This is a genomic window from Pantoea sp. ARC270 (assembly GCF_003236725.1).
Lineage (GTDB): Bacteria > Pseudomonadota > Gammaproteobacteria > Enterobacterales > Enterobacteriaceae > Pantoea > Pantoea anthophila.
Genome location: NZ_PUGA01000001.1, coordinates 158,368 through 182,373 on the forward strand (window position 1 = coordinate 158,368; position 24,006 = coordinate 182,373).

The window sequence follows — 24,006 nt, forward strand, 5'->3', positions numbered from 1 at the left end:
GCTTTTTTAACACCCTTTCTCATCCGCCTGTGGAGGGCCTCTCACCCCTGACCTGACGCAAAGCAGTCAGGCTGACGCCTCATCTATACTGCTGCTTCTGTTAGCTGAAGGAGCCCCATCATGGGACTACGCTGGTTCACTCCCGGGTCACCGCTGGCACGCGTGCTGTTTATGCTCGCCTGCCTGACCCTTATTCTGACAGGCCTCTATCTGGCCGCTCCGCTCATCAACCAGGTTCTGCTGGCGATGCTGCTGGCTATCATGCTTGACCCGTTGATTACCCGGCTGGATAAAAAGCGCATCCCCCGCATCGTCTCGTCACTGCTGGTGATCAGCCTGATGCTGTTTATCATGGTCATCACTACCCTGAAACTCTCGGTGCTGACACCGGATTTGATGCAGCTCAGTCGTCAGGCGCCGGTGCTGCTGGCCGCCCGACTGGATCAGCTGACGCTGGCTTTTGCCCGGCTGGATATTGCGGTCACCCCCGACAGATTACTGGCCTTTGTGGATGCGGGAGCGATAGTACGTATCGTCACCGCCTTTCTGACGCAGATCCCGGGCGTGATCTCCTGGTGGATTATGGTGTTCCTGATGCTGCTGTTTATGCTCTATGAGATGCCGCTGCTGAAAAATGCGCTGCAACGGCGTATGCAGGGAGAACAGCGGGCCTTTTATCTGGCGTTACATGAGGGGATTCAGAGCGTCATTGTTTATGCCCGGGTGAAAACCCTGACCAGCATTCTGGGTGGGGCGATCGTGGGTGCCGGCGCACATCTGATCGGGCTGAAGTTTGCCTTTTTCTGGGGCGTGCTGATGTTCATGTTTAACTACGTGCCGGTGCTGGGTTCGTTTCTGGCGGCCATTCCGCCCGTGATCCAGAGCTATCTCCTGTTCGATCTGCAGGTCGCGCTGGCGGTAGCCCTCTTCTTTGTGGTGCTGAATCTCTGTCTGAGTTCGGTGATTGAACCGCTGCTGATTGGCAAGCGACTGAATCTGGCACTGACCACGCAGCTGCTGGCCTTTCTGTTCTGGCAGTCGCTGCTGGGGATTACCGGCGGGATACTGGCCATTCCGTTGACCTTTCTGATCAAAAAAGTCCTGCTGGCGAGTTATCCCCGGCAGGACCCGATTTCTGAGTTAACGCAGTGACGGCGTTTTCACCCGCCAGCTGCGGGTGAGACGTTTTTCAATCTCTACCACGGCAAAGATGGCGATGCCGACCAGCAGCGAAATCAGCCAGTAGTTAATCGGCAGCGGGCGGGTACCAAACAGCGTGTTCATCAGGGGCACATAAATGATGATCGCCTGCAGGATAATCAGCACCAGCGTGACGAGCCAGAGGCCCCGGTTTTTCAGCAGACCGCGATCCAGCGAGAAGCCATCGGTGTTACGGCAGTTCAGCATATAGACCCACTGCGCCGTTACCAGCATCTGCAGCAGCACGGTGCGGATAAACTCCGGGCTATAGCCGCGCGGCTGCAGCCAGGCTTCCAGCACAAAGGCACTGACCGCAATCAGCAGGCTGACAAAGACCACGCGCCAGATGGCGTAGACATCCATAACGTGGGCCTTAACATTGCGCGGTGGCCGGCGCATCACGTTAGCTTCGGCAGGCTCAAACGCCAGACCAAATGACAGCGTGGCCGAGGTCGCCATGTTCATCCACAGAATCTGAACCGGCGTTAACGGCAGCAGATTACCCATCAGAATCGCGATGATAATCAGCAGCCCCTGTGCCATACAGGTTGGCATGACAAACAAAATGGTCTTTTTCAGGTTGTCATAAACCCGACGCCCTTCTTTGATCGCCGCCGCGATGGTGGCGAAGTTATCGTCAGCCAGAATCATATCGGCCGCCTCTTTGGTGACCTCCGTGCCTTTGATGCCCATCGCAATGCCCACGTTAGCCTGTTTCAGGGCGGGGGCATCGTTCACGCCGTCGCCGGTCATACCGACGATCTCCCCGCTCGCCTCCAGCGCTTTTACCAGACGCAGCTTATGTTCCGGGCTGGTGCGGGCAAAAATGTCATAGGTTTTTGCAGCCGTTGCCAGTTCGGCATCGTTCATATGCTCCAGCTCATAACCGGTGATGGCGGCCTGGCTGTTACCGATCCCGAGCATCTGACCAATCGCCATCGCCGTTTCCTGATGGTCGCCGGTGATCATTTTGACGCGGATGCCTGCTTTCTGGCACTCATCAATGGCCGCAATGGCTTCCGGACGTGGCGGGTCCATCATGCAGGCCAGCCCCAGCAGAACCATCTCACTTTTCAGATCGGCGTGATCCAGCGACGTCACGGGAGCGGCGGTTTTCTTCCAGGCGGCAGCGACGGTGCGCAGCCCTTCACTGGCGTAGGTGGTAATGGCCGCATCCCAGTATGCGCGATCAATCGGTTGCGGGCCGTCCGGGGTCTGCTGCTGCTGGCACAGCGTTAGCAGGACATCTGGCGCGCCGGTCAGCAGCACCCAGGATTCGCCATTAATCACACAGCTGACGGACATATATTTGTAGAGGGAATCAAACGGCAGTTTGCTGACCACTTCCACCGGCTGCGGGGTCGTCAGCCCTTTGGCCGCCAGCACCTTGAGCGCCCCTTCAGTCGGGCCACCGACGATGGTCCAGTGTCCCTGACTGTCCTGACGCAGCTGGCTCTCGTTACAGATATTGACCGCCTGCAGGAAGTGCTGGAACAGGGGGTCCTGCGCCGCATTCACACTGCCCTGCTCCGCCACGATCTCCCCTTTGGGTTCATAGCTGTTGCCGCTGACACGCCAGCGGCTCTTCGCCAGCACCACCGCTTTCACGGTCATCTCATTCATGGTCAGCGTGCCGGTTTTATCGGAGCAGATCACGGACATCGCGCCCAGCGTTTCCACGGTCGGCAATTTCCGGATAATCGCATTAGATCGCGCCATCGACTGGACGCCCAGCGACAGGATGATGGAGATAATGGCGGGCAGACCTTCCGGCACGGTAGCAACGGCGAGGCTGATCACGGAGAGCAGCAGTTCGCCCAGCGGGATATCCCGCAGCAGATAGCCAAAGATAAACAGCACCACCATCATCGCCAGGATGATGAGAAAAATAGCCTTACCAAGTTTATCGATCTGCACCAGCAGCGGGGTTTTCGCCTCTCTGATGCCGCTGATCATCGCGTTGATATGGCCCAGTTCGGTGTCGCCGCCGCTGGCAATGACCACGCCTGATGCGGTACCGGAACTGACGGTGGTGCCGGAGAAGGCCAGATTCAGTCGGTCGCCCAGCGATTTTTCGCCGCTGAGCGTATCGCTGTTTTTTGAGACCACGGTCGATTCGCCGGTAAGAATGGCTTCTTCAACCCGCAGGTTATTCACTTCAGACAGTCTCAGGTCGGCCGGAATTTTATCGCCGGGCCGCAGCATGACCACGTCACCCACCACGATATCGCGCGTCGGCACCGTAACCTGTTTGCCATCCCGAATCAGCATCGCTTCGCTGGCGAGCATATTCTGGATGCTTTTCAGTGATTTCTCGGCATTGTTCTCCTGAACAAAGCCGATGAGGGCGTTAATCACGGCCACGCCAATAATGACAAAGGTATCCACCCAGTGCCCCATCATCGCGGTGATCACCGCCGCCGCCAGCAGGATATAGATCAGCACATCTTTAAAATGGGCGATGAATCTGAGCAGCGCAGACTGGTCAGCCTTTTGCGGCAGGGCGTTCGGGCCCTGCTTCCGCAGACGTTCCTGGGCTTCGGCAGTCGATAATCCGGCGGGCGAGCTTTTCAGATCAGAAAATATCTCTGTCACACTGCGCTGATACCAGGGGCGCTCAGATAAAGCTGATGCTTTATCCTGCTTATCATTATTTAGCATATATAAACCTCGTGCCATTTAGCGATGAATTAAAGGCGCAATTAAAGGCACGCATTTTGCGGGAAGCCGTGCCCGCCGGTTATGACCGATATCATATTTAGGTAAGAAACGTCCGATGGATAACATAAACAGGCTAAATTAAATCTGACTTATATTATGAGAATGACAAGATGCTTTTCGTTTAACTACGGTTTAAGTCATCTGAGGCAGTGTGCTTCGGCTTATATTTCGCCTTGAAAAAGGAAACGCTGATGAAAAATCAGAGCATTATCATGCTTTGCGGTTTCGTTATTTTCGCGGTCACCGCCACAACGCTGACAGGCCTCCTGACCTGGCTGGTGGTGAGGCAGCTGGCGGCATAAAACGGATTCACAAACCTTTTGCCGTTGCGGCAGACGCAGACGCAGACGCAGACAGTGAATATTAAATTTTATTTTATCCCGGTTGCGAAAAGCATCAGGGCGAATCACGCCTTCGTGTTTATCGTGCCGCCGTGAAATATCTGCAGCTAAGGCGAAGACAATGATTAAACGCAAAGTTATCTCTGTTTTTCTCTGCTGTTTTTTTATGACAGCGTGCGATGAAAAAAAAGAACCGGAAGCGCCGCCACCCCGCGTCGTTAAAGTTTTTACGCTTGATTCGGACATGGCGCAAAATATCCGGATCTTTCCTGCGCGTATTCAGGCCGGAGATAATACCGATCTCGCCTTTAAACGGCCTGGCCAGTTAATTCAGCTCGATATCCGGGATGGCACCCCGGTGAAAGCGGGACAGGTTCTTGCCAGCCTGAACGATGCCGATGCGAAGCTGCGGGTGCGGGACCGGCAGACGGCGCTGCAACTGGCAGAGCGGCAGTTTCAGCGTTTCCGCACGCTGGAGCAGCGCAGCGCCGTGTCGAAGTCAGAGATGGACGTGCAGCGAGCGAACCGCGACACCGCCGCGACGGCCCTGAAAATCGCGCAGGAAGAGTTGCAGTTTCTTACCCTGCGCGCGCCGTTCGACGGGGTGATAGCAAAAGTGCAGGCGCGAAATCATCAGGTGGTGGCCGCCGGGCAACCCATTGCGCTGCTGACGCGATCCGATCTGCTGGACGTTATCTTTACCGTGCCGGAAACCCTCTTCTCCGCGCTGGACGTTCAGAACCGTCACTATCAGCCCGAAGTGCAGTTTAACGCCCTGCCGGGTCGCATTTTTACCGCGCAGTACAAAGAGCACACCAGCCAGACCAACGCCGCGACGCTGACCTGGCAGGTGGTGCTGACCATGCCGCGTCCGGCCGATCTGCCGGGCGTCAGCGGCTTCAGCGGCTCGGTTCGCGTCAGGCTGCATAATCTGCCGACTGCCGCCGCCCAGCCGCGGCTGGTGGTGCCGGTGGCCGCCGTGTTCAATCCGGACCGCAGCCCGACGAATCAACCGCACGTCTGGCTGGTCGACGAAGCGGGCGACGGCTTACGCGTCACTGACAGGCCGGTCACCACGGGCCGCCTCACCGCTCAGGGCATTGAGATCCTGAGCGGGCTGAAGCCGGGCGACCGTATTGTCGCCGCCGGTGTGGGGGAGCTGCGCCAGGGTGAAGCGGTGCGCATCTGGCAACGTGAGCGGGGGTTATAATGGGGATTCAGGCGCATTTTCTTGATAAGCCCGTCCGCATCTGGCTGGTCATTCTGCTGCTGGGCGTGGGCGGTCTCTATGCTCTGCTGAACATTGGCCGTCTCGAAGATCCACTGTTTACCATTAAGTCGGCGGTGATTGTCACCCACTATCCCGGCGCATCCGCGCAGCAGGTGGAGGAGGAAGTGACGCTGCCGCTGGAAAATGCGCTGCAACGCCTGCCTTATCTGGACAACGTCACCTCCATTTCAGGCAACGGCCTGTCGCAGATTACCGTGAATATTCACCCCCGCTATCTGGCCGATCAGCTGCCGCAAATCTGGGATGAGCTGCGCCGCCGGGTCGGCGATGCGGCCCGGCAGTTTCCCCCTGGCGTGCAGGCACCGCTGGTCAACGACGACTTTGGCGACGTCTATGGCTACTTCTTCGTCATTCACTCCAAAGATTTTACCAACAGTGAGCTGCGCAACTACGCCGATCAGCTGCGCCGCGATCTGGTGCTGGTACCCGGTGTGGCGAAAGTGGCGGTGGCAGGCGTTGAGCAGGAGGAGATCCGCATCGCGCTCTCCACCAGCAAAATGACCGCTTACGGCATAACGCCGCAGCGCGTGGCCGACCTGCTGAGCCGCAACAATGGCGTTGCCAGTGCCGGTGCGCTGCGGGTTGAGAGCGAGTCGATCCGCTTTCATCCCACCGGCGAGCTGGTGACGCTGGACGATCTGGCCGATCTGCCCCTTCTGCCCGCCGGCAGTCCGCAGAATCTCCATCTGCGTGATATCGCGACCCTGACACGCGGCGTGACCGATAATCCGGCCAATCTCTACTTTGCTGACGGGGAAGCGGCGCTGGCAATTGGCGTTTCGTTTGCGCCAGGCGTCAATGTGATCGACGTCGGCAAGGCCCTCACCGCGCAGCTGGAGCAGGATCAGCAGGACACCCCCGTGGGGATCAGCCTGAAGGTTTTCTATAACCAGGCGCACGAAGTCAGGCAGTCGGTCGACGGCTTTATCCTCAACTTTCTGATGGCGCTGGCCATCGTGGTGGGCACGCTGCTGCTGTTTATGGGCCTGCGCAGCGGCATGGTGATTGCCGCCTCGCTGGCGCTTAACGTGCTCGGTACACTTCTGATCATGTTTCTTTTTAACCTCGAGCTGCAGCGGGTGTCGCTGGGTGCACTGATTATTTCTCTCAGCATGCTGGTGGATAACGCCATCGTGGTGGTGGAAGGAATAAAAATCGATCATCAGCGCGGCCGCCCTCTGCAACAGGCCATTGCCCGCATGGTGCGTCGCAGTGCCCTGCCGCTGCTGGGTGCCACGGTCATCGCGATTCTTGCCTTTGCGCCGATTGGACTGTCGCAGGATTCCACCGGTGAATATTGCAAATCGCTGTTTCAGGTGCTGCTGATCTCCCTGATGCTGAGCTGGATAACTGCGCTGACCCTGACCCCGGTCTTTATCCACTGGAGTGAACGGCGGCGGGGTGCGATTCAGCCTGAGCAGAACGCCGCCTCTGCGCCTTATCAGGGGATGGTTTTCCGGCTCTATCGCAAGGCGCTGGGTGGTCTGCTGCGTTTTCGCCTGACGACGCTGACGGTGATGGTGGCACTGTTAGCCCTGTCGCTGTATGGCTTTACCCTGGTGAAGCAGAACTTCTTTCCTTCCTCCGGCACGCCGATCTTTTTTACCGATCTCTGGCTGCCCTACGGCACCGATATCCACTATACCGCCGGGACGGCAGCGGATATTGCGCGTTTTATCAATCAGCAACCGGACGTCGCGGCGACGGTAACGACCGTCGGCCAGGGCGCGCTGCGCTTTACGCTTACCTATGACGCCGCACGTCAGTACAGCAACTTCGCCCAGATTATGGTGCGGGTGAAGGATGGCAGGCAGATGGAGGCGCTGTCGCTGAAAACCGAGAGGTTTATCCAGCAGAACTATCCGCAGGTCAGGCCACGCATTAAGCGCATCCAGTTTGGCAGCGCCAGCGACAGCGCGATTGCACTGCGGGTTATCGGTCCCGATCCTGAAGTCCTGCGTCATATCGGCAGCCAGCTGGATGCGATTTTCCTAGCTGATGGCTCAGCCTTCCCGGTTCGTAACGACTGGCAGGAGCGCAGCAAGGTGCTCCGCCCGCTCTATTCGGTGCTGCGCGGGCAGGAGCTGGGCATCGATAAGCGGGATATTGACCAGGCGCTGAGGATGAATTTCAGCGGTGACGCCGTCGGCCTTTTCCGTGACGGTTCGCGGTTGATGCCGGTGATGCTCTACCCCGCCGATGAGGAGCGGCAGAGCGTCGATCATATTGAGAATATCCAGCTCTGGAGTAGCGCTCTCCAGCACTTTGTGCCGATGAGCAATGTGATCGCTGACTTCCGGCTGGCGTGGGAAAATCCGCTGATTATGCGTCGTGACCGGACGCGCGTGCTGACCGTTCAGACCGATCCCGATCCGGCTTCGGGGCTGACCGCAGCCCAGGTGGTGGCCCGGGTCCGGCCGCAGATCGATCAGCTCAGACTGCCCGCAGGTTACCGGCTGGAATGGGGTGGCGAGCTGGAGAGCTCGCGTGAAGCGCAGAGCGGCCTGCTCAGTTCGCTGCCGGTGGGCTTTCTGGCGATGTTCATCATTACCGTGCTGATGTTCAACTCGCTGCGCGACGCCGTGGCTATCTGGATTACGGTACCACTGGCTTTGATTGGCGTGACCTGTGGCTTTCTTCTTACCGGTATTCCGTTTGGCTTTATGGCGCTGATTGGCCTGCTGAGTCTGTCGGGTATGCTGATCCGCAACGGGATCGTGCTGATTGAAGAGATCCGGCTGTTCCGCCAGGAGAAACCCTTGCAGCAGGCGATTACTGATGCCGCGACGTCACGCCTGCGCCCTATTCTGCTGACCGCCTTCACTACGGTGCTGGGTCTGCTGCCGCTGCTTCGCGACGTTTTTTTCCAGAGCATGGCGGTGGTGATTATCTTCGGCCTGGGGTTCGCCACCGTGCTGACGCTGCTGGTGCTGCCGGTATTGTATCGCTGCTTCCACGATGGGGAGCAGGAGGCGCAGGGTGAATAAGAGCGGGCTGGCGATGCTGAAGACGCTGGCCTGCATCGCGGCGGTGTCGTTTTTTACGCTTTATCAGAGTTACGACCGGTACTATTACGATGTCAGCCTGACGCTCAACGTGCTGAGCTTCGTCTCCACCATCGCCACGCCGCTCTATTTTCTGCTCAGCGGCTATATGGATGCGGGTGAGCAGCCTACCCCTGCGTGGCAGCTCGGCAGGATTCGCCGCATTCTGCTGATCTTTCTCTTCTGGTTCAGCTTTTTCTGGCTTGCCGGGATGCACCACAAGGGGTATCTGATTCAGCCGTGGTTTGTGATCGCGCTGATCGTGATTTATGTGTCGCATCCCCTGATCGACCGGCTGGTCCGGCGGCCGGGCGTGATGGCGTCACTCATTTTTCTGCTGCTGATTTTCGCGTTTACCTATGATCTGCTTGCCAGTCTCTCCCCGGAGAGGCGCTTTTTATCGCTGCCGCCGCAGTATCGCATCTGGACATGGGTGCTCTACTACCTGTCGGGCCGGCTGATGGCCGCGCCCGCCGTCATGCCTTTTTTCACCTCACCGCGGGTGATAAAAACCAGCCTGCTGCTGCTGCCTGCGGTCTACCTGTTTACCTGGCTCTACGAGCGGTACTACTTTATTGCGCGCTTCCTGGCGACCAGCAACGAGGTGCTGCTGACCGGTTCACAGGTTTATCTGCTGGTGGTGCTGATCGTCATCAGCATCAACGCCATCCGGCTGCCGGCGCGCGCCCGGTGGGTGACGCCGCTGCTGACCACACTGGGAAAAACCATGACGGGTGTTTACATCCTGCACTATCTGATTTTTGGACTGCTGGCCGCAGCAATCCGCATCGAGACGCTGGGCGATAAGCTGCTGGTTATCGCCCTGACCCTGATATTCAGCATGACAGTGTCACTGCTGCTGCTGCGTATCCCCGGCGTGCGCAAACTGATCAGCCTGTAGCCGCGCTGCTGCCGCTTCGGTGGCCGCACGGCGAGTGGCGATAAACGTCGCCATCTTCGTCCGGGCTGCTTCGACTTCCTGAGGGGGAGCACTCTGCGGAGAACCGCTGTTATAGGGCGGCGCAGGATCGTATTCCATCTGCAGCTGAATCGCTCTGGCTGTCGCGTCATCTGCAATCTCCGCCACCAGCGTCAGGGCAAAATCGATGCCGGAGGTCACGCCTGCCCCGGTGATGCGATTGCGGTCCCGTACCACCCGCTCACTCACCGGCTGCGCACCCAGCAGAGCCAGCTGATCGAGGGAACTCCAGTGTGAGGTGGCCCGGTAGCCCTGTAACAATCCGGCGGCCCCCAGCACCAGCGAACCGGTGCAGACCGAGGTGACCCACTGCGCCTCACCGGCTCGCTTCCGGAGGAAGTCCAGCGTTTCCGTGTCCGACATCAACGCAATCTGGCCCGGCCCGCCGGGCACAAAAATCACATCCAGTGGCGGGCAGGCTTCAAAGGTGGTGGTCGGTACAATCGCCAGGCCACGATCGGATCGCACCGGCTGAGTATCCTTCCAGATCAGATGGCACGCCACGCCGGGCGTGCGCGCAAAGACTTCCCAGGGACCGGTTAAATCAAGCTGGGTGAGTTCGGGGAACAGCAGCAGACCTATCTGTAACGGACGAGGCATAGAAAACTTCCTGTCAGGAGATAAGGGATCATCATGCCGTGATCCCAGACCCGAATACAACGTCCCGCCCCTTTTTTCGGTCTGAGGAGTCCCGCGTAGTCAGGGCACACCGAGAAACCGCAGCAGCGCCGTCATCGCCGCCGCGCCGAGAATAATCATAATCAGCGGTGCCCGACGCCAGGCCAGCAGCAGGGCAAAGCCGACTCCGGCTACCCGGGCCACCCCGGCAAAATGGTGACCTTCAAACAGCGTCGTGGTCGCCGCCACCGCCAGCAGCAGGATGGTTGCAGCATCGGAGAGCATCTGCTGTGAGCGCTCACTGATAGGAAGACGGTTGCCCAGTCTGACACCGGCAAACCGCATCAGCCAGGTGCCGGCGGCCAGCAGGGCGATGCCTGCGATGAGGGTTCCCTGATGCGTCATTTGCGCGATCTCCATGTCAGCAGGCCAAGCAGCGAAAACAGCACCGGCATGCCTGCCGGTACCAGCGGCGTCGCCACCAGTGACAGCAGCGCGCCAACGGTGGCGGGGATCCGGGTGCGTCGCTGCCGCAGCGCCGGGAAGATCAGAGCGATAAGAATCGCCGGAAACACCGCATCCAGCCCGATGACCGAAATATCGGGGATGAACTGACCAATCATCGCCCCGGTCATCACGGTGGTCGGCCAGATCAGCCCGATACCGATGCCGCACAGCCAGAATGCGCAGCGCCGCTGAGCCAGCTGCGGCTGAGAGATGCCAAAGACCACGCTTTCATCATTCATGATGTGACAGCCAAACCAGCCCTGTGGTCCCTGACCCACCAAATCTTTGACCGCGATGCCAAACGGCAGATGACGCGCATTCACCAGCAGGCCCGCCGCGGCGGCGGTAAAGGGACTGCCTCCGCCGGCTACGATGCCGATGAACAGAAATTCTGACGCCCCCGCCAGCACCAGCGTTGAGAGGGCCAGCGGCACCCAGAGCGGGAATCCGTCGGCAGACGCCAGCGAGCCATAGGATAAACCGACAATACCGTCAGCGACGCAGACAAGAAAGATCGCTTTGATCACCCCCTTGTCCAGAACCTGCATGTGCGGAAAAAGCATCACTCCCTCTCGTAATGAACATATAATCCGATATAATGAACACGTTATAATCGATTTACAAGTCGAACGTTTCGTTCGATATAAAAAACAGTGCATCTGTCAGGAGTGCAAGTGAATACCCCTATCAGCATTATCGCCAGTGCATTAGTGCGGGAACGTCAGCGGGCAGGCCTGTCGCTGGCCGAAGTGGCACGCCGTGCCGGGATTGCCAAATCGACCCTGTCACAGCTGGAGGCCGGTGTGGGCAATCCCGGCATTGAAACGTTGTGGTCACTCTGCGTGACGCTGAACATCCCCTTTTCGCGCCTGATGGAGCCGGACACCCGTCAGCTGCAGGTGATCCGCCGAGGAGAAGGCCTGTCAGTGACCGCTGAGCTGGCCGATTATCAGGCCATTTTACTGGCTTCCTGTCCTCCCGGTGCCCGGCGTGATATCTACCTGCTGGAGGTTCAGCCTGGCAGCGAGCGCGTTTCACATCCGCATAATCCCAATACGGTCGAGCATATTATTATTGCCCGCGGCCGGGCGCTGGTCGGGCCGGTCGATACGGCGGTCGAACTGAACGTCGGGGATTACATTACCTATCCGGGTGACGAACCTCATCTTTTCCGCGCACTGGAAGCGGATACGCTGGCGATGATGATTATTGAGAATCACTGATCACCCTCCGGTCAGGAGAGGCTGACTCTGTTCGGGCGTCAGGTGGGTAATCAGCTGCACCTGACACGCCAGCGTGATGGCCGGATAGTGCTCACGCATCCCCGCCAGCAGCACCGCATCCGGCCACTCTGCCTCCTTTCCCAGTGCGGCGGCGACATCGGATAACCGCAGGGTATCTATCCGCGTCACCCACACCACCACCGAGTCCGCCGCATTCTGCTGATTGACCAGCCTCAGCGGACCGGTGACGATCTCGCCCTCCTGCCAGCGCACCGTCGAGGTTTTTTCGCCACGCCTGACTTCAGGCATCAGACGCGGAACGAGCGTGAGTTGTTGCATGACGTCTCCTTTTTTTGCGTCCCGGTTGAAAACAGCGCCATAAATGTTATGTTATAACATATCTATTGGTCACTCGTTACAGGTAATACTATGCCACTTTCCAACCTGACATCAGAAGATCCGCGTCTCCCCGTTGCGGTTCTCTCCGGCTTTCTCGGTGCCGGTAAAACCACCCTGCTTAACCATATTCTCAACAACCGGGAAGGACGCCGCATCGCGGTCATCGTCAATGATATGTCTGAAGTGAATATTGACGCGGCCCTGGTGCGTAACGGCGGTGCGCAGCTGTCGCGCACCGATGAAAAACTGGTTGAAATGAGTAACGGCTGCATCTGCTGCACGCTGCGTGAAGATCTGCTGGTAGAGGTAAAAAGGCTGGCTCAGGCGGGACGTTTTGACCATCTTGTGATTGAATCCACCGGTATTTCGGAGCCGCTGCCCGTGGCGGAAACCTTTACGTTCGAGGATGAAGAGGGCGAAAGCCTCTCCGCCTATGCCCGGCTGGACAGTATGATCACCGTAGTGGATGGCTTTAACTTCCTGCGCGACTACCGTTCGGTGGACGATCTGCAGTCGCGCGGCGAGTCGCTGGGCGCGCAGGATGAGCGCGCGGTGGTGGATTTGCTGGTGGATCAGATCGAGTTCTGTGATCTGCTGGTGCTGAACAAAACGGATCTGCTCAGCCCGGCGGAGCTGCATCAGCTGCAGGGCATGCTGCGGGCCCTCAATCCCCATGCCCGCATCGTAAACAGCGAATTCGGGCAGGTTCCGCTGGCGACGCTGCTCAGCACCGGCCGGTTCGATTTCGACCGGGCCGCGCAGGCTCCCGGCTGGCTGCAGACGCTGCGCGGTGAGCATCAGCCGGAATCAGAAGAGTACGGTATTCGCAGTTTTGCCTGGCGCGCCCGTCGTCCTTTTCATCCGGCGCGCTTCTGGCAGGTGGTCAATCACCAGCTGGAGGGCGTGATCCGCTCTAAAGGGTATTTCTGGCTCGCCAGCCGGCCGGGTTATGCGGCGCTCTGGTCACAGGCGGGCGCGGTAGCGCGCCAGGGTTACGCCGGACGCTGGTGGGCCAGCGTGCCACGATCCGACTGGCCGCAGGATGCTGACACCCTTAACTTCATTGCTGAACAGTGGCAGGAAGGCGCCGGGGATGCACGTCAGGAGCTGGTCTTTATCGGTATTGAGATGGACGAGACACATATACGGGACGCGCTGGAACAGGCGCTGCTGACCCCTGAGGAGATGGCGATGGGACCGGAGCTGTGGGTCACCCTGCCCGATCCGGTGCCCGCCTGGTTTGATGAGGTGACGGCCTGACAGGAGAGTTGACGGCACTTCCAGGCTCCGTAATAGTGGACTGATCCGGCGGGCGACCCTCGCCCGCCGATCTTCATTCCGGGGAAGCCAACTATGCCACAACGTATTGCCGTTATCGGTGCCGGCGTGCTGGGTTTAGCCGTTGCGCAGTCGCTCTCCTGCCGCGGCGCGCAGGTGACGGTCTTTGATAAAAACCTTCCCGGCTGCGGCACCAGCCAGATCAGCTATGCCTGGGTTAACGCCAACGGCAAAGATCCCGCCCGTTACCATGAGCTTAATGCCGCTGCGATTGACGAACACAAGCGCTGGCAGGCTGCACACCCGTCATCGCCACAGTGGCTGCTGGAAACCGGTACGCTGGAGTGGGCGAGCGATGAAGCCACTCAGCGTCAGCTGGAGCAGCGAGCCGCGAAACTCTCTGCCCTGCACTATCCCGTCGAAACCCGCGATCGTGCCGCGCTGCTGAGCGCACTGCCGGAGCTTCGACTCGATCCCCGCGTTCAGCAGGGATGGTTTTTTCCTTCGGAATGCCTGCTCTATCCGAGCCTGTTTATCGCCTCTCTGATAGCCGACCTGCGGGCCAGTGGTGGCCAGCTGGTCTGCAACAATGAGGTGACCACGCTGACCGAATCAGACCGTGATGTTCAGCTGACCCTGGCCAGCGGTGAAACCTGGCAGGGGGATCAGCTGGTGCTGGCCTGCGGCCGCTGGGCCCCGGAACTGATGAGCCAGTGCGGGCTGCAACTGGCGATGACCGATGCGAACCGGGCCGATCCTGTTGCCTGCAGTTTTCTGGCACAGACGCAGCCGTTACCTGTCTCGCTCAACTGCAATCTGATTACGCCGGAACTGAATGTGCGCCCGGATGGTGCGGGTCGTCTGATGCTGCAGGCACTGGATCTGGATCAGCACGCCGATCCGGCCCGTCCGGCTTCTCCTGATGGGCTGATTGGAAAAGAGATGCTGCGACGCCTGCAGCGGCTTTTCAGGCAGTGTGAGGGCGCGAGGATTGAGCGGATAGAAACGGGACAGCGGTCGCGGCCGTCCGATGGACTGCCTGCGCTGGGGTATATCAGTGATGCTTCACGTGTCTACCTGATGGTCAGCCATAGCGGGATGACCCTTGCCCCGTTGCTGGGCAGACTGGTGGCAGAGGCGATGCTGAGCGGAACAGCTTCACCGATGCTGAGTGCTTTTGCTCCGCATCGGCTGCTGCGTCCGCTCAGAGCGGGTTCCAGACCCGCACCTGCCTATCTTCCGGCTGCACAGTAACGCTTAGCGGCGATTCTTCCACACGGTCTGGACGTTACAGAACTCATGTACGCCGAAATGTGACAGTTCACGGCCGTAGCCGCTTTTTTTCACGCCGCCGATGGTGACACGCGGATCGGATGCGCCGTTGCCATTCACAAAGACGGCCCCGACTTCCAGCTGCAGCGCCAGCTGATCGGCGATCGCTTCGTTACCGCTCCAGACGGTGGCGCTGAGGCCAAAGTCGCTGTCGTTGGCGATCTCCAGTGCATGTTGTGGATCGCGTGCGACCGCAATGGCGGCGACGGGGCCGAACAGCTCCTCTCTGAAAGCGGTCATGGCAGGCGTAACATCGGCAAGAATAGTCGGAGCATAATAATTCCCCTCCCCTGCTACCTTCTCGCCGCCCAGTACCAGACGGGCGCCTTCACGCAGTGTCGCCTTAACCTGACCATCCAGTTCATCGCGCAGATCGGCGCGTGCCATCGGGCCCAGGAACGTCTTTTCGTCCAGGGGATCGCCCATCGTCAGGGCCTGCACGGCTGCGGTGAAGCGTTTTTCAAACGCTTCTGCGATTGGCGCTTCCACAATAAAGCGCTTGGCAGCCATACAGACCTGTCCGGTGTTCTGGAAACGTCCGATGACGGCTGATTTCACGGCTTCATCAAGATCGGCGTCTGCCAGTACGATGAAGGGATCGGATCCGCCCAGTTCCAGCACGGTCTTTTTCAGTGCTGCGCCCGCCTGTGCGGCAATGGCGGCACCTGCCCGAACGCTGCCAGTCACCGCAACAGCGGCAATCCGGTCATCCTTGATGGCGACGGAGACCCCATCATTGTCGACGTTAATCAGGTTAAAGCCACCAGCAGGCAGATCGGTTGCTTCAAAGAGTTCCGCCATCAGCGTGGCGCTTCCCATGACGTTTGGCGCGTGTTTCAGCAGGTAGGTGTTCCCGGCCAGCAGCATGCTTACTGCACCGCGCAGAACCTGCCACAGCGGGAAATTCCACGGCATCACCGCCAGGATGACGCCCAGAGGTCGAAACCGCTGCCAGGCATCAGCAACCTGCGTTGGCTGATCGGCCAGCATGGCCGGGCCATGTTCAGCATACCAGTCGCATAAGTTTGCGCATTTCAGAACCTCTGCGCGCGCCTGGGCAATCGGTTTGCCCATCTCCAGGGTAATGGTGCGGGAGAGATCGTTTTCCCGCAGTCGGATCTGTTCGCCCAGCTGACGCAGGACACGAACGCGATCGTCCATGCTGCTGCGCTGCCACAGGGCAAAGGCAGAGGCGCTTTTTGTCAGTGCCTGTTCAAGTTCTGCAGGGCTCTGAAGAGGATAACGAGCCAGAATTTCGCCGGTTGCCGGATTGCGTGAGAGTACATATTCAGTCATGGTGCCCTTTCCTTATTCTTTCAGTGATGAAAAGACGATACGCGCTGAAGTTGATGATGAAAAATGAATAATAGTGAGGAAGTTGTTTATTTTTCGAGAATGCAGGTGGCAGGATTGCTGCGAACTGGCTTCCGGCGCGAAATGTGCAGAGAGACGAGATGCAGCCTGAACGCTTCTGAAGCATAAGCGAATGAGGAAGTTATCCACTTATACAGTGACCCGATCCTAAAAAACGATCCTTAATAGATCATATAGAGATCCTAAGAGATCCCCGATCGTCGCAGGCCGCACCCACCAAGGGCTGAAAGGGTGATCGCGTTCACTATAATCAGTAAAGTGTTCACTGTAATCAGTACTTTATTCACTGTACCAGGTAGCATGTTCACTGTAAACAGTGCTAATGTTCACTGTAGTCAGAAAACGATCCCTTTCATCCACAGAATGAAGATCCTACGCCATGGCAGATAAAGACAATGAAAACAAAGCGTTGCTAGAACCTTTTCTGTCAGTGACCAAAAACAGTGGTGAAGTTATTCAGCTTCATCCCAACAAGAATAATACCGTTCAGCCGGTCGCCTTAATGCGTCTGGGACTGTTCGTGCCGACCCTGAAATCGACGGCACGCGGTAAATCCGGTGCGATGGCCTCAACGGATGCGACTAAAGAGCTGAAGAACCTGACGCTGGTGAAAGCCGAAGGGTACGAAAAGATTACCATTACCGGCGCGCGGCTGGATATGGATAACGATTTCAAAACCTGGGCGGGCATCATTCAGTCGTTCTCCCGCTATCCCACCAAAGGCGATACCGTCACACTCCCCTTTATCGACTTTGTGAAGATGTGCGGCATTCCCTCGGCAAACTCTTCAGCCGCACTGCGTAAGCGCCTGGACGCGTCGTTACGCCGTATCGCGACCAATACCCTCTCCTTTGAAGGCAATGGCAAGGCGTATCACACCCACCTTGTTCAGTCTGCTTATTACGATCGCGAAAAAGATATCGTGCGTATTCAGGCTGACCCAAAGCTGTTCGAACTCTATAACTTTGACCATAAAGTCCTGCTTCAGCTGCGCGCGATATCCCGTCTGAAGCGCAAGGAGTCTGCTCAGGCGCTCTATACCTTCCTGGAGAGTCTGCCCACCAATCCTGCCCCTATCTCACTGGCACGCCTGCGCATGCGCCTGAATCTGGGCTCCAAGACCACGACGCAGAACCACGTGGTACGACGTGCGATGGAGCAGCTGAAAGAGATTGGTTATCTGGACTATTCAGAAGTAAAGCGTGGTCGCTCAGTCTTTTTCATTATCCACAGCCGTACGCCAAAGCTGGATGGCATCAGCAATCTGGAGAGTATCGACTCCCTGGATGACATCGAATTTGATGACTAACGGCTCGCGTTCACTGTAATCAGCAGACCGCGTGGCAGTGTCACTTTCCCGCTGCCTTTGGGAAGCGAGCCTATCCTGACCATTCACTGTAATCAGTCACCCCCACCCATTCACTGTATTCAGCAACGTTCACTGTAATCAGTAGCCTTTTACCTCTCAGAACGATAACAGCGATAATCCTTTTCCTGCAGAAGCTACCGTTTCAAGGCTTTAAACGAAAGTGTGTACTCACATACATTTCTCGTCATCTTCTCTGCGCTGACATTTACTGATTACAGTGAACGTTCCGGGCCGTCCTCTTATCCCCTGTTGCAGATTACAGTGAATGCAGCAATCTCTCCCTGCTTTAAAGCAGCGTGATGATGATGCACCGGTTCAGCGCGCTATGATCCTCTGCCGCCAGGGTCAGAACAGCGGGGTTGCGTTACTGATTACAGTGAACAGCTACAGGCTAAGGCTGTCGTCATACAGGGTTACGGATTGCTGCGTGACCGCTACTGATTACAGTGAATGTTTCTGACGCCTGCCTGAAACCTGCATGCTGATCAGGAGATGATCTTAAGCGTTGTACTGACTACAGTGAATGTTGTACTGATTACAGTGAATGCCTGGCCGTTAACGAACAATTGCTGCTCCTGTTTGCTGATTACAGTGAACGTTAGCAGGGAATCAGAGATACCCTGCAGGACGTTGTCAGTTACTGCGTCAGGCAGGGCGCTGATTAATCCTTACAGCGGCCAAACCGGATCGCGCAGAATTGACACTTTTTGCTGATTACAGTGAACGTCAGCCTGGACTTTGTTCACTTACCGACTACAGTGAATAGTAGCCCACAGTAGGCGCGACTGATTACAGTGAACGTTACCAGCCACACGCAGTTAGCTATCCGCCGCTGAAGTGACAGTTTCACCTTTTATCTGCTGTTCCGCGTCAGGTTTACCCTCCGTAAAGAAGGTCAGCAGACTATTGCTGATTACAGTGAATCTTTGCCCTGCCCTCTCTGCCTGACATGGCCTATAACCTCCCTTTGCTGATTACAGTGAACATCAGACAGGCCATCGTCAGCAAACTGAACGCTACTGATTACAGTGAACGTTTTGCTTTGTGCTGGCTGAGCCACGAAGCGACTCTTACCTCTGGATGCAGATATCTGCAGGTTGCACAATTCTGATCTGGCGCGCCATCCTGCCGATCGCTACCGGCATTGTGATTAGGCTGCTGCTGATTACAGTGAATGTTTTCCGCTTATCTTCCTGTGCCTGCTGTTTTTACCTCTTGTCTGTCATTGCAATCATCCACTGCTTACCCTCAATCGGTTCACTCATTACAGTGAACGTTATGCTGATTACAGTGAATGTTCCGGTTCTGAGCGCGCGATATCGTTCCGCTCTGCAGCAATAGTGTGATGAAGCTCACTATAACCCGTGCTGTTACATAAAAACGCAGATTGTGTTGAGAGGATAATTTATTGCCTCATGTGCAGGATTTCTGTATAAAGTCGTAAATCCTACATATCTGGAGCAACTATGGCTAACGACGACAAGCAGGTGATGAAAGTTGCACAGCGTTCAGAACGCATGCTGCTCAGCCTCACCGAGCAGATTCAGGCGCAGAAGCAGGAACTGCATGAAAATACCTATTATCAGGTCTACGCCAAGGCGGCGTTAGCCAAGTTGCCTAAACTGACCCGAGCCAGCGTCGATTATGCCGTTAATGAGATGGAAGAGAGTGGCTATCAGTTTGATAAACGCGCCGCAGGGACGTCTGTTAAGTACGCCATGTCGATCCAGAATATTATCGATATTTATCATCATCGTGGCGTGCCAAAGTATCGCGACCGCCATGGTGAAGCCTACACCCTCTTTGTCGGCAATCTGAAGGGCGGCGTTTCCAAAACCGTTTCTACCGTCTCCCTTGCGCACGCGCTGCGCGCCCACCCCCATCTGCTGTTTGAAGACTTGCGTATCCTGGTTATTGACCTCGATCCGCAGTCCTCAGCCACGATGTTTCTGAACCACGAGCGCTCAGTAGGGCTGGTGGAGGCGACGGCTGCTCAGGCGATGCTGCAGAATGTCTCGCGGGATGAGCTGGTTAATGAATTTATCGTTCCTTCAATCATTCCCGGTGTAGATGTGCTGCCAGCCTCGATTGACGATGCCTTTATCGCTTCGCGCTGGGATGAGCTCTGCGCTGAGCATCTGCCACAGCAGAACGTTCATGCCGTGCTGTATGACAACGTTATCGCTAAGCTGAAAAAAGATTATGACTTCATCTTTGTCGACAGCGGGCCGCATCTGGATGCGTTTCTGAAGAACGCCATCGCAGCTTCTGACCTGCTGATGACGCCGGTTCCTCCGGCCCAGGTTGACTTCCACTCAACGCTTAAGTATCTGACTCGCCTGCCAGAGCTGATCGCGATTATTGAAGATTCCGGCGCAACCTGCCGCTTACAGGGCAACATCGGCTTTATGTCCAAGCTCTCAAATAAAGCAGACCATAAACTCTGCCACAGCCTGGCAAAAGAGATTTTTGGTGGCGATATGCTTGATGCAGCCCTTCCCCGCCTGGATGGTTTCGAACGTTGTGGTGAATCCTTTGATACGGTCATTTCCGCGAACCCGTCGACCTACGTTGGCAGCAGCGAAGCCCTGAAAAATGCGCGCTCCGCCGCAGAGGATTTTGCAAAAGCCGTATTCGACCGTATCGAATTTATTCGCCTGAACTGAGGTTTGTATGAGCGCAAAAAGAATTACGATTGGCAGAACCTTCAGCCAGACACCACTGGAAAATGATGCACCTGACAGCCAGCACAGCCAGACTTTCGTGCTGGCCACCGGCAAGCGCGCGCAGTTTCGTTTTGAACGCATTGCCGCAGGCGATGTTGAAAGCAAAACCTTTGTCACGATGGAAACCAACGGACGCGATCAGGCAGGACTGACACCGGATTCCCTGCGTGACATTATCCGCACCATCAAACTGCAGCAGTTTTTCCCTGCGATTGGTGTGATGCGTGACGGACGCATTGAGATCCTTGACGGCTCACGTCGCCGTGCCGCTGCGCTTTACTGCAAGACCGGTCTGGATGTCCTGATAACCGAATCGCCTGTCACCGCCGATGAGGCGCGCAGACTGGCGCAGGATATTCAGACGGCCCGGGAGCATAACCTGCGTGAAGTGGGGATGCGTCTGCTGACGCTGAAGGATGGCGGATTATCACAAAAAGAGATTGCCGAAAATCAGGGGCTGTCTCAGGCAAAAGTCACGCGTGCGCTTCAGGCTGCCAGCGTCCCTGCCGATCTGATTTCCCTATTCCCTAATCATGCTGAACTCACTTATCCGGACTATAAAGCGTTATTACAGGCAGCGGAGAAGCTGAACGAGTCAGGACAAAGCACAGAGGCGCTGATTGAAGCCATCTCGATGGAAATTGATGTGGTGTGCGCCCGCGAAGGTCTGGCGGAGGATGAGATTAAAAATCACATCCTGCGTCTGATTCGTCAGGGGAGCCAGACGCTGATCAAGGAACCGGAAAAAGATAAAACGCACTCAGTGGCGCTCTGGTCATTTGCTGACAAAGATCGCTTTGCCCGCAAAAAGGTGCGTGGCCGGATGTTCAGCTATGAGTTTAACCGTCAGTCGAAAGAGTTGCAGGAAGAACTGGATAAAGTCATCGCCGAGACGCTAAAAAAATATCTCAACCGCTGAGTTCATGCTTTTCTCATCAGCCAGCCTTCAGGGCTGGCTTTTTTTATTAGGGTTATCCCTGCATACGCCGTCTGACAGACGACTTAAAGCCGAATTTCAGGCTGAAATCGCCATGATTTCAGCGTGTGGATAATGATTAACCTGTTGAATAGAATATATTTATTCATGAATTATCTGCTTTCAACCGTCATGAAATCGCCACGTCATCAGCCCTTTTAACGCACGCTTCGTCGCCGCCCGGTTTACGCTGAGGGCATAACCTCGCCTTTCTCTGCTTTACCTTCTTATTGCGCTGGATCGTGCCTCCTGGTCAGCGTAACGGCATACTGCTGTCGCTAAGGTGCTTCATTAGTGACCAGCCCCGCCAGACTGATTTTAAGTCGTCGTGCCTTAGCTCAGAATTATTCAGCGCTGCCCGGCGGACTTTAAGTAAAAGTGCGCATGTCTGCGTGGTGACTTTGACCTTAACCCGTTGTATTTAAAATTTATGTACTGAGAATTTCAGCCTGAAATCGCCATTTGCGCCACTACCCCGTCACCAGCGTGGTGTTTACAAATGAACAGAAAGGAGGAGAAACCAAGCCTGTCTGCTTCATAGCCGGGTGAAGGTCAGCCAGTATGAAAAGATACTCAGAAAATATCCCTCAGTTATCCACAGAAAAAGTGGATAACTTTTTTCTCCGGCAATAAGCCTGCTACTGTTTACAGTGAATCGGGAAGTCATCGGTTCCGGGTACTGCACCGACAGACTTTACGCCCTGCTTCCCACGGCTGTCCCTTTGCACTTACCACCACACTTCGCCCCTGGCCACTGGCATCGATAAGGTAGCGCAATCATCAGAGCTGTTTATAACGATAGTGCGTCGATATTCCACCTGCACTGTCCACTGCAATCAGTAAAAGGCCATTAAGCTGTCATCCCAGGTTGTCAGGATAAGATCGGAAAATGCACATTTCAGCCAGCCAGCCAGCCAGCCAGCCAGCTGACGCGGTATCCGCCGGACAGCATCACCACCAGCGATGTCATCACACCGGCAGAGGGTTAGTCAGTCAGTGCGACTATCACGCTGATTAACCTGTTTAAAAGTCGCGCTTTATAAAAAGTGCCTTGCCAGAGCTAACTCCAGAATACCGTCTACACTTCTTTACACAATTGGTGTGAATGTTCCATTTCTGGTCCGTATGAAATTTAATCAGGCGGGCCGCTTAACTTTTATGACAGGGATATGATGAGTATTAATACTTCAGACTCGGGTGATACAGGCGACCACGCGCCAGCCGATACGGTTCGCCAGCGTATTTTTCTGGTGGTGCTGGTGGCGACGATGGGTGCACTGGCTTTTGGTTACGACACCGGGATTATCTCAGGTGCATTACCTTATATGACGTCCCCGCCTGCTCAGGGCGGGCTGGGGCTTAACTCCTTCACCGAAGGACTGGTCGCCTCTTCGCTGGTGTTCGGGGCCGCGATCGGTTCTTTCCTCAGTGGTTTCTTCTCTGACCGCTTTGGCCGCCGTATTACGTTACGCTCACTGGCAGTGATTTTCGTGCTGGGTTCACTGGGAACTGCGCTGGCACCTTCGGTCAACGTCATGGTGGCAATGCGCTTCCTGCTGGGGATCGCTGTCGGCGGTGGCTCGTCGACTGTGCCGGTGTTTATCGCCGAGATTGCCGGACCGCGCCTGCGTGCGCCACTGGTCAGCCGTAACGAGCTGATGATCGTGACCGGGCAGCTGGTCGCCTACGTTGCCAGTACGCTGCTGAGCTATCTGCTGCATGATGAGCACCTGTGGCGTTATATGCTGGCGATTGCGATGGTACCGGGGCTTCTGCTGTTTATCGGCACCTTCTTTGTGCCTGCATCACCACACTGGCTGGTGGCGGAAGGTCGACTGAAAGAGGCGAAAAAGATCCTGAAGTACCTGCGCGAGACGCCGCGTGAGGTGCGCCATGAGATGGCGCAGATGAAGAAGCAGGCGAGGGCGGCAGAGCGGGGTCCGGACGCGAAAACCCTGATCCGCGAGAAATGGGTCATCCGGCTGATGATCATCGGCGTCGGTCTGGGCTTCGTCGCGCAGTTCACCGGCGTCAACGGGTTTATGTACTACACGCCTATTATCCTGAAGTCGACCGGTCTGGGCACCAGTGCCTCGATCGCTGCCACCATCGGTAATGGCGTGGTATCGGTACTGGCCACCTTTGTCGGCATCTGGGCTATCAGTCGCTTCCCGCGTCGCACCATGCTGATCACCGGTCTTTGCCTGGTTGTCACCGCGCAGATTCTGCTGGGGAGCGTGCTGACCTTTATGAGCACCAGCCTGATGCAGAGTTATCTGGCGCTGGCCTGTATTCTGCTGTTCCTGTTCTGCATGCAGATGTGCATCTCGCCGGTCTACTGGCTGATGATGTCGGAGCTGTTCCCGATGCAGCTGCGCGGCGTCCTGACGGGCGGGGCAGTGTCACTTCAGTGGATTTTCAATGCGGTAGTCGCGTTTGGCTTCCCGCCGATCATGGAATATGCCGGCAGCACCACCTTCTTTATCTTTGCTGCGATTAACGTCGGATCGCTTATCTTCGTGATGGCGATGGTGCCGGAAACGCGCGGAAAGAGTCTGGAAGAGATCGAATCACACATGAAAGAGAAGTTTGGCGAAAAGCAGAAAGCGGCTGAAGCCTGATAATCCC

Annotated in this window: 18 protein-coding genes; 11 read left to right on the forward strand and 7 right to left on the reverse strand. The window is 56.6% G+C overall.

Going from position 1 to position 24,006, the window contains the following annotated elements; all coding sequences use genetic code 11:
- The first annotated feature begins 120 nt into the window (after nucleotides 1-120).
- Nucleotides 121-1,152 carry an AI-2E family transporter gene (locus tag CKF42_RS00760; RefSeq protein WP_111207206.1) on the forward strand — a complete coding sequence of 344 codons (1,032 nt, stop codon included), beginning with the start codon at nucleotides 121-123 and terminating at the stop codon, nucleotides 1,150-1,152.
- Here the strand turns inward: CKF42_RS00760 and CKF42_RS00765 are convergent.
- Both CKF42_RS00765 and CKF42_RS21140 read right to left on the reverse strand, forming a co-directional pair.
- Nucleotides 1,141-3,861 carry a cation-transporting P-type ATPase gene (locus CKF42_RS00765; RefSeq protein WP_111207207.1) on the reverse strand — a complete coding sequence of 907 codons (2,721 nt, stop codon included), beginning with the start codon at nucleotides 3,859-3,861 and terminating at the stop codon, nucleotides 1,141-1,143. The genes CKF42_RS00760 and CKF42_RS00765 overlap by 12 nt on opposite strands.
- Nucleotides 3,862-4,082: 221 nt before the next feature.
- A complete protein-coding gene (locus tag CKF42_RS21140) occupies nucleotides 4,083-4,508 on the reverse strand; it encodes a hypothetical protein (RefSeq protein ID WP_233501015.1) in 426 nt (141 codons plus the stop codon).
- Here CKF42_RS21140 and CKF42_RS00770 point away from each other — a divergent pair.
- From CKF42_RS00770 to CKF42_RS00780, 3 genes are read left to right on the forward strand one after another with little or no spacing between them, the layout of a single operon-like run.
- Entirely contained in the window at nucleotides 4,429-5,472 is a 1,044-nt protein-coding gene (locus CKF42_RS00770; RefSeq protein WP_233501007.1) for an efflux RND transporter periplasmic adaptor subunit, read from the forward strand. The two genes, CKF42_RS21140 and CKF42_RS00770, sit on opposite strands and share 80 nt — an antisense overlap.
- Nucleotides 5,472-8,540 (forward strand): efflux RND transporter permease subunit, encoded by a 3,069-nt coding sequence (locus CKF42_RS00775; protein ID WP_111207209.1) that lies wholly within the window; start codon nucleotides 5,472-5,474, stop codon nucleotides 8,538-8,540. The genes CKF42_RS00770 and CKF42_RS00775 overlap by 1 nt, the downstream gene beginning before the upstream one ends.
- Nucleotides 8,533-9,498 (forward strand): acyltransferase family protein, encoded by a 966-nt coding sequence (locus CKF42_RS00780; protein ID WP_111207210.1) that lies wholly within the window; start codon nucleotides 8,533-8,535, stop codon nucleotides 9,496-9,498. The genes CKF42_RS00775 and CKF42_RS00780 overlap by 8 nt, the downstream gene beginning before the upstream one ends.
- Here the strand turns inward: CKF42_RS00780 and CKF42_RS00785 are convergent.
- From CKF42_RS00785 to CKF42_RS00795, 3 genes are all read right to left on the reverse strand, one after another.
- Complete coding sequence (locus CKF42_RS00785) at nucleotides 9,448-10,176, reverse strand: DJ-1/PfpI family protein (protein ID WP_111207211.1); 729 nt, start codon at nucleotides 10,174-10,176, stop codon at nucleotides 9,448-9,450. The genes CKF42_RS00780 and CKF42_RS00785 overlap by 51 nt on opposite strands.
- A gap of 99 nt (nucleotides 10,177-10,275) precedes the next feature.
- Complete coding sequence (locus CKF42_RS00790; protein ID WP_058957249.1) at nucleotides 10,276-10,599, reverse strand: AzlD domain-containing protein; 324 nt, start codon at nucleotides 10,597-10,599, stop codon at nucleotides 10,276-10,278.
- Nucleotides 10,596-11,264 (reverse strand): AzlC family ABC transporter permease, encoded by a 669-nt coding sequence (locus CKF42_RS00795; RefSeq protein WP_111207212.1) that lies wholly within the window; start codon nucleotides 11,262-11,264, stop codon nucleotides 10,596-10,598. Before CKF42_RS00795 ends, CKF42_RS00790 begins: the two co-directional genes overlap by 4 nt.
- A gap of 111 nt (nucleotides 11,265-11,375) precedes the next feature.
- On the opposite strand from CKF42_RS00795, the gene CKF42_RS00800 reads away from it, so the two are divergent.
- Nucleotides 11,376-11,924, forward strand: coding sequence for a helix-turn-helix domain-containing protein (locus CKF42_RS00800; RefSeq protein ID WP_046102838.1), 549 nt, complete (start codon nucleotides 11,376-11,378; stop codon nucleotides 11,922-11,924).
- Here CKF42_RS00800 and CKF42_RS00805 read toward each other — a convergent pair whose 3' ends face one another.
- Nucleotides 11,925-12,263, reverse strand: a complete 339-nt coding sequence (locus tag CKF42_RS00805; RefSeq protein WP_111207213.1) for a hypothetical protein — start codon at nucleotides 12,261-12,263, stop codon at nucleotides 11,925-11,927.
- 90 nt (nucleotides 12,264-12,353) lie between these two features.
- Between CKF42_RS00805 and zigA the strand changes: the two genes are divergently transcribed.
- Together zigA and CKF42_RS00815 are read left to right on the forward strand one after the other, a co-directional pair.
- The gene (zigA, locus tag CKF42_RS00810) at nucleotides 12,354-13,583 is read left to right on the forward strand and encodes a zinc metallochaperone GTPase ZigA (protein WP_111207214.1); all 1,230 of its coding nucleotides are present in this window, start codon (nucleotides 12,354-12,356) and stop codon (nucleotides 13,581-13,583) included.
- A gap of 93 nt (nucleotides 13,584-13,676) precedes the next feature.
- Nucleotides 13,677-14,855: an FAD-binding oxidoreductase gene (locus CKF42_RS00815; protein WP_111207215.1), complete on the forward strand. Its 1,179-nt coding sequence runs from the start codon at nucleotides 13,677-13,679 to the stop codon at nucleotides 14,853-14,855.
- Between the two features lie 3 nt (nucleotides 14,856-14,858).
- Here the strand turns inward: CKF42_RS00815 and CKF42_RS00820 are convergent, their stop codons facing one another.
- Nucleotides 14,859-16,229, reverse strand: coding sequence for an aldehyde dehydrogenase family protein (locus tag CKF42_RS00820; RefSeq protein ID WP_111207216.1), 1,371 nt, complete (start codon nucleotides 16,227-16,229; stop codon nucleotides 14,859-14,861).
- A 457-nt stretch (nucleotides 16,230-16,686) separates the two neighbouring features.
- On the opposite strand from CKF42_RS00820, the gene CKF42_RS00825 reads away from it, so the two are divergent.
- The 4 genes from CKF42_RS00825 (at nucleotide 16,687) to CKF42_RS00840 (ending at nucleotide 23,999) form a co-directional block, all read left to right on the forward strand.
- Entirely contained in the window at nucleotides 16,687-17,616 is a 930-nt protein-coding gene (locus CKF42_RS00825; RefSeq protein WP_009092744.1) for a RepB family plasmid replication initiator protein, read from the forward strand.
- Between the two features lie 1,526 nt (nucleotides 17,617-19,142).
- Nucleotides 19,143-20,342 (forward strand): AAA family ATPase, encoded by a 1,200-nt coding sequence (locus CKF42_RS00830; protein WP_009092746.1) that lies wholly within the window; start codon nucleotides 19,143-19,145, stop codon nucleotides 20,340-20,342.
- A gap of 7 nt (nucleotides 20,343-20,349) precedes the next feature.
- Entirely contained in the window at nucleotides 20,350-21,321 is a 972-nt protein-coding gene (locus CKF42_RS00835) for a ParB family protein (RefSeq protein ID WP_111207217.1), read from the forward strand.
- A 1,229-nt stretch (nucleotides 21,322-22,550) separates the two neighbouring features.
- Nucleotides 22,551-23,999 (forward strand): sugar porter family MFS transporter, encoded by a 1,449-nt coding sequence (locus CKF42_RS00840; protein WP_009092748.1) that lies wholly within the window; start codon nucleotides 22,551-22,553, stop codon nucleotides 23,997-23,999.
- Nucleotides 24,000-24,006: the final 7 nt, after the last annotated feature.

What these genes read in the sequence shown, in the direction of transcription:
- CKF42_RS00760 (WP_111207206.1), top strand. Translation starts at nt 121, where the DNA reads ATGGGACTACGCTGGTTCACTCCCGGGTCACCGCTGGCACGCGTGCTG.
- CKF42_RS00830 (WP_009092746.1), top strand. Translation starts at nt 19,143, where the DNA reads ATGGCTAACGACGACAAGCAGGTGATGAAAGTTGCACAGCGTTCAGAA.
- CKF42_RS00825 (WP_009092744.1), top strand. Translation starts at nt 16,687, where the DNA reads ATGGCAGATAAAGACAATGAAAACAAAGCGTTGCTAGAACCTTTTCTG.
- CKF42_RS00820 (WP_111207216.1), bottom strand. Translation starts at nt 16,229, where the DNA reads ATGACTGAATATGTACTCTCACGCAATCCGGCAACCGGCGAAATTCTG.
- CKF42_RS00790 (WP_058957249.1), bottom strand. Translation starts at nt 10,599, where the DNA reads ATGACGCATCAGGGAACCCTCATCGCAGGCATCGCCCTGCTGGCCGCC.
- CKF42_RS00805 (WP_111207213.1), bottom strand. Translation starts at nt 12,263, where the DNA reads ATGCAACAACTCACGCTCGTTCCGCGTCTGATGCCTGAAGTCAGGCGT.
- CKF42_RS00835 (WP_111207217.1), top strand. Translation starts at nt 20,350, where the DNA reads ATGAGCGCAAAAAGAATTACGATTGGCAGAACCTTCAGCCAGACACCA.
- CKF42_RS00775 (WP_111207209.1), top strand. Translation starts at nt 5,472, where the DNA reads ATGGGGATTCAGGCGCATTTTCTTGATAAGCCCGTCCGCATCTGGCTG.
- CKF42_RS21140 (WP_233501015.1), bottom strand. Translation starts at nt 4,508, where the DNA reads ATGTCCGAATCAAGCGTAAAAACTTTAACGACGCGGGGTGGCGGCGCT.
- CKF42_RS00765 (WP_111207207.1), bottom strand. Translation starts at nt 3,861, where the DNA reads ATGCTAAATAATGATAAGCAGGATAAAGCATCAGCTTTATCTGAGCGC.
- CKF42_RS00785 (WP_111207211.1), bottom strand. Translation starts at nt 10,176, where the DNA reads ATGCCTCGTCCGTTACAGATAGGTCTGCTGCTGTTCCCCGAACTCACC.
- CKF42_RS00795 (WP_111207212.1), bottom strand. Translation starts at nt 11,264, where the DNA reads ATGCTTTTTCCGCACATGCAGGTTCTGGACAAGGGGGTGATCAAAGCG.
- zigA (WP_111207214.1), top strand. Translation starts at nt 12,354, where the DNA reads ATGCCACTTTCCAACCTGACATCAGAAGATCCGCGTCTCCCCGTTGCG.
- CKF42_RS00770 (WP_233501007.1), top strand. Translation starts at nt 4,429, where the DNA reads ATGACAGCGTGCGATGAAAAAAAAGAACCGGAAGCGCCGCCACCCCGC.
- CKF42_RS00815 (WP_111207215.1), top strand. Translation starts at nt 13,677, where the DNA reads ATGCCACAACGTATTGCCGTTATCGGTGCCGGCGTGCTGGGTTTAGCC.
- CKF42_RS00840 (WP_009092748.1), top strand. Translation starts at nt 22,551, where the DNA reads ATGAGTATTAATACTTCAGACTCGGGTGATACAGGCGACCACGCGCCA.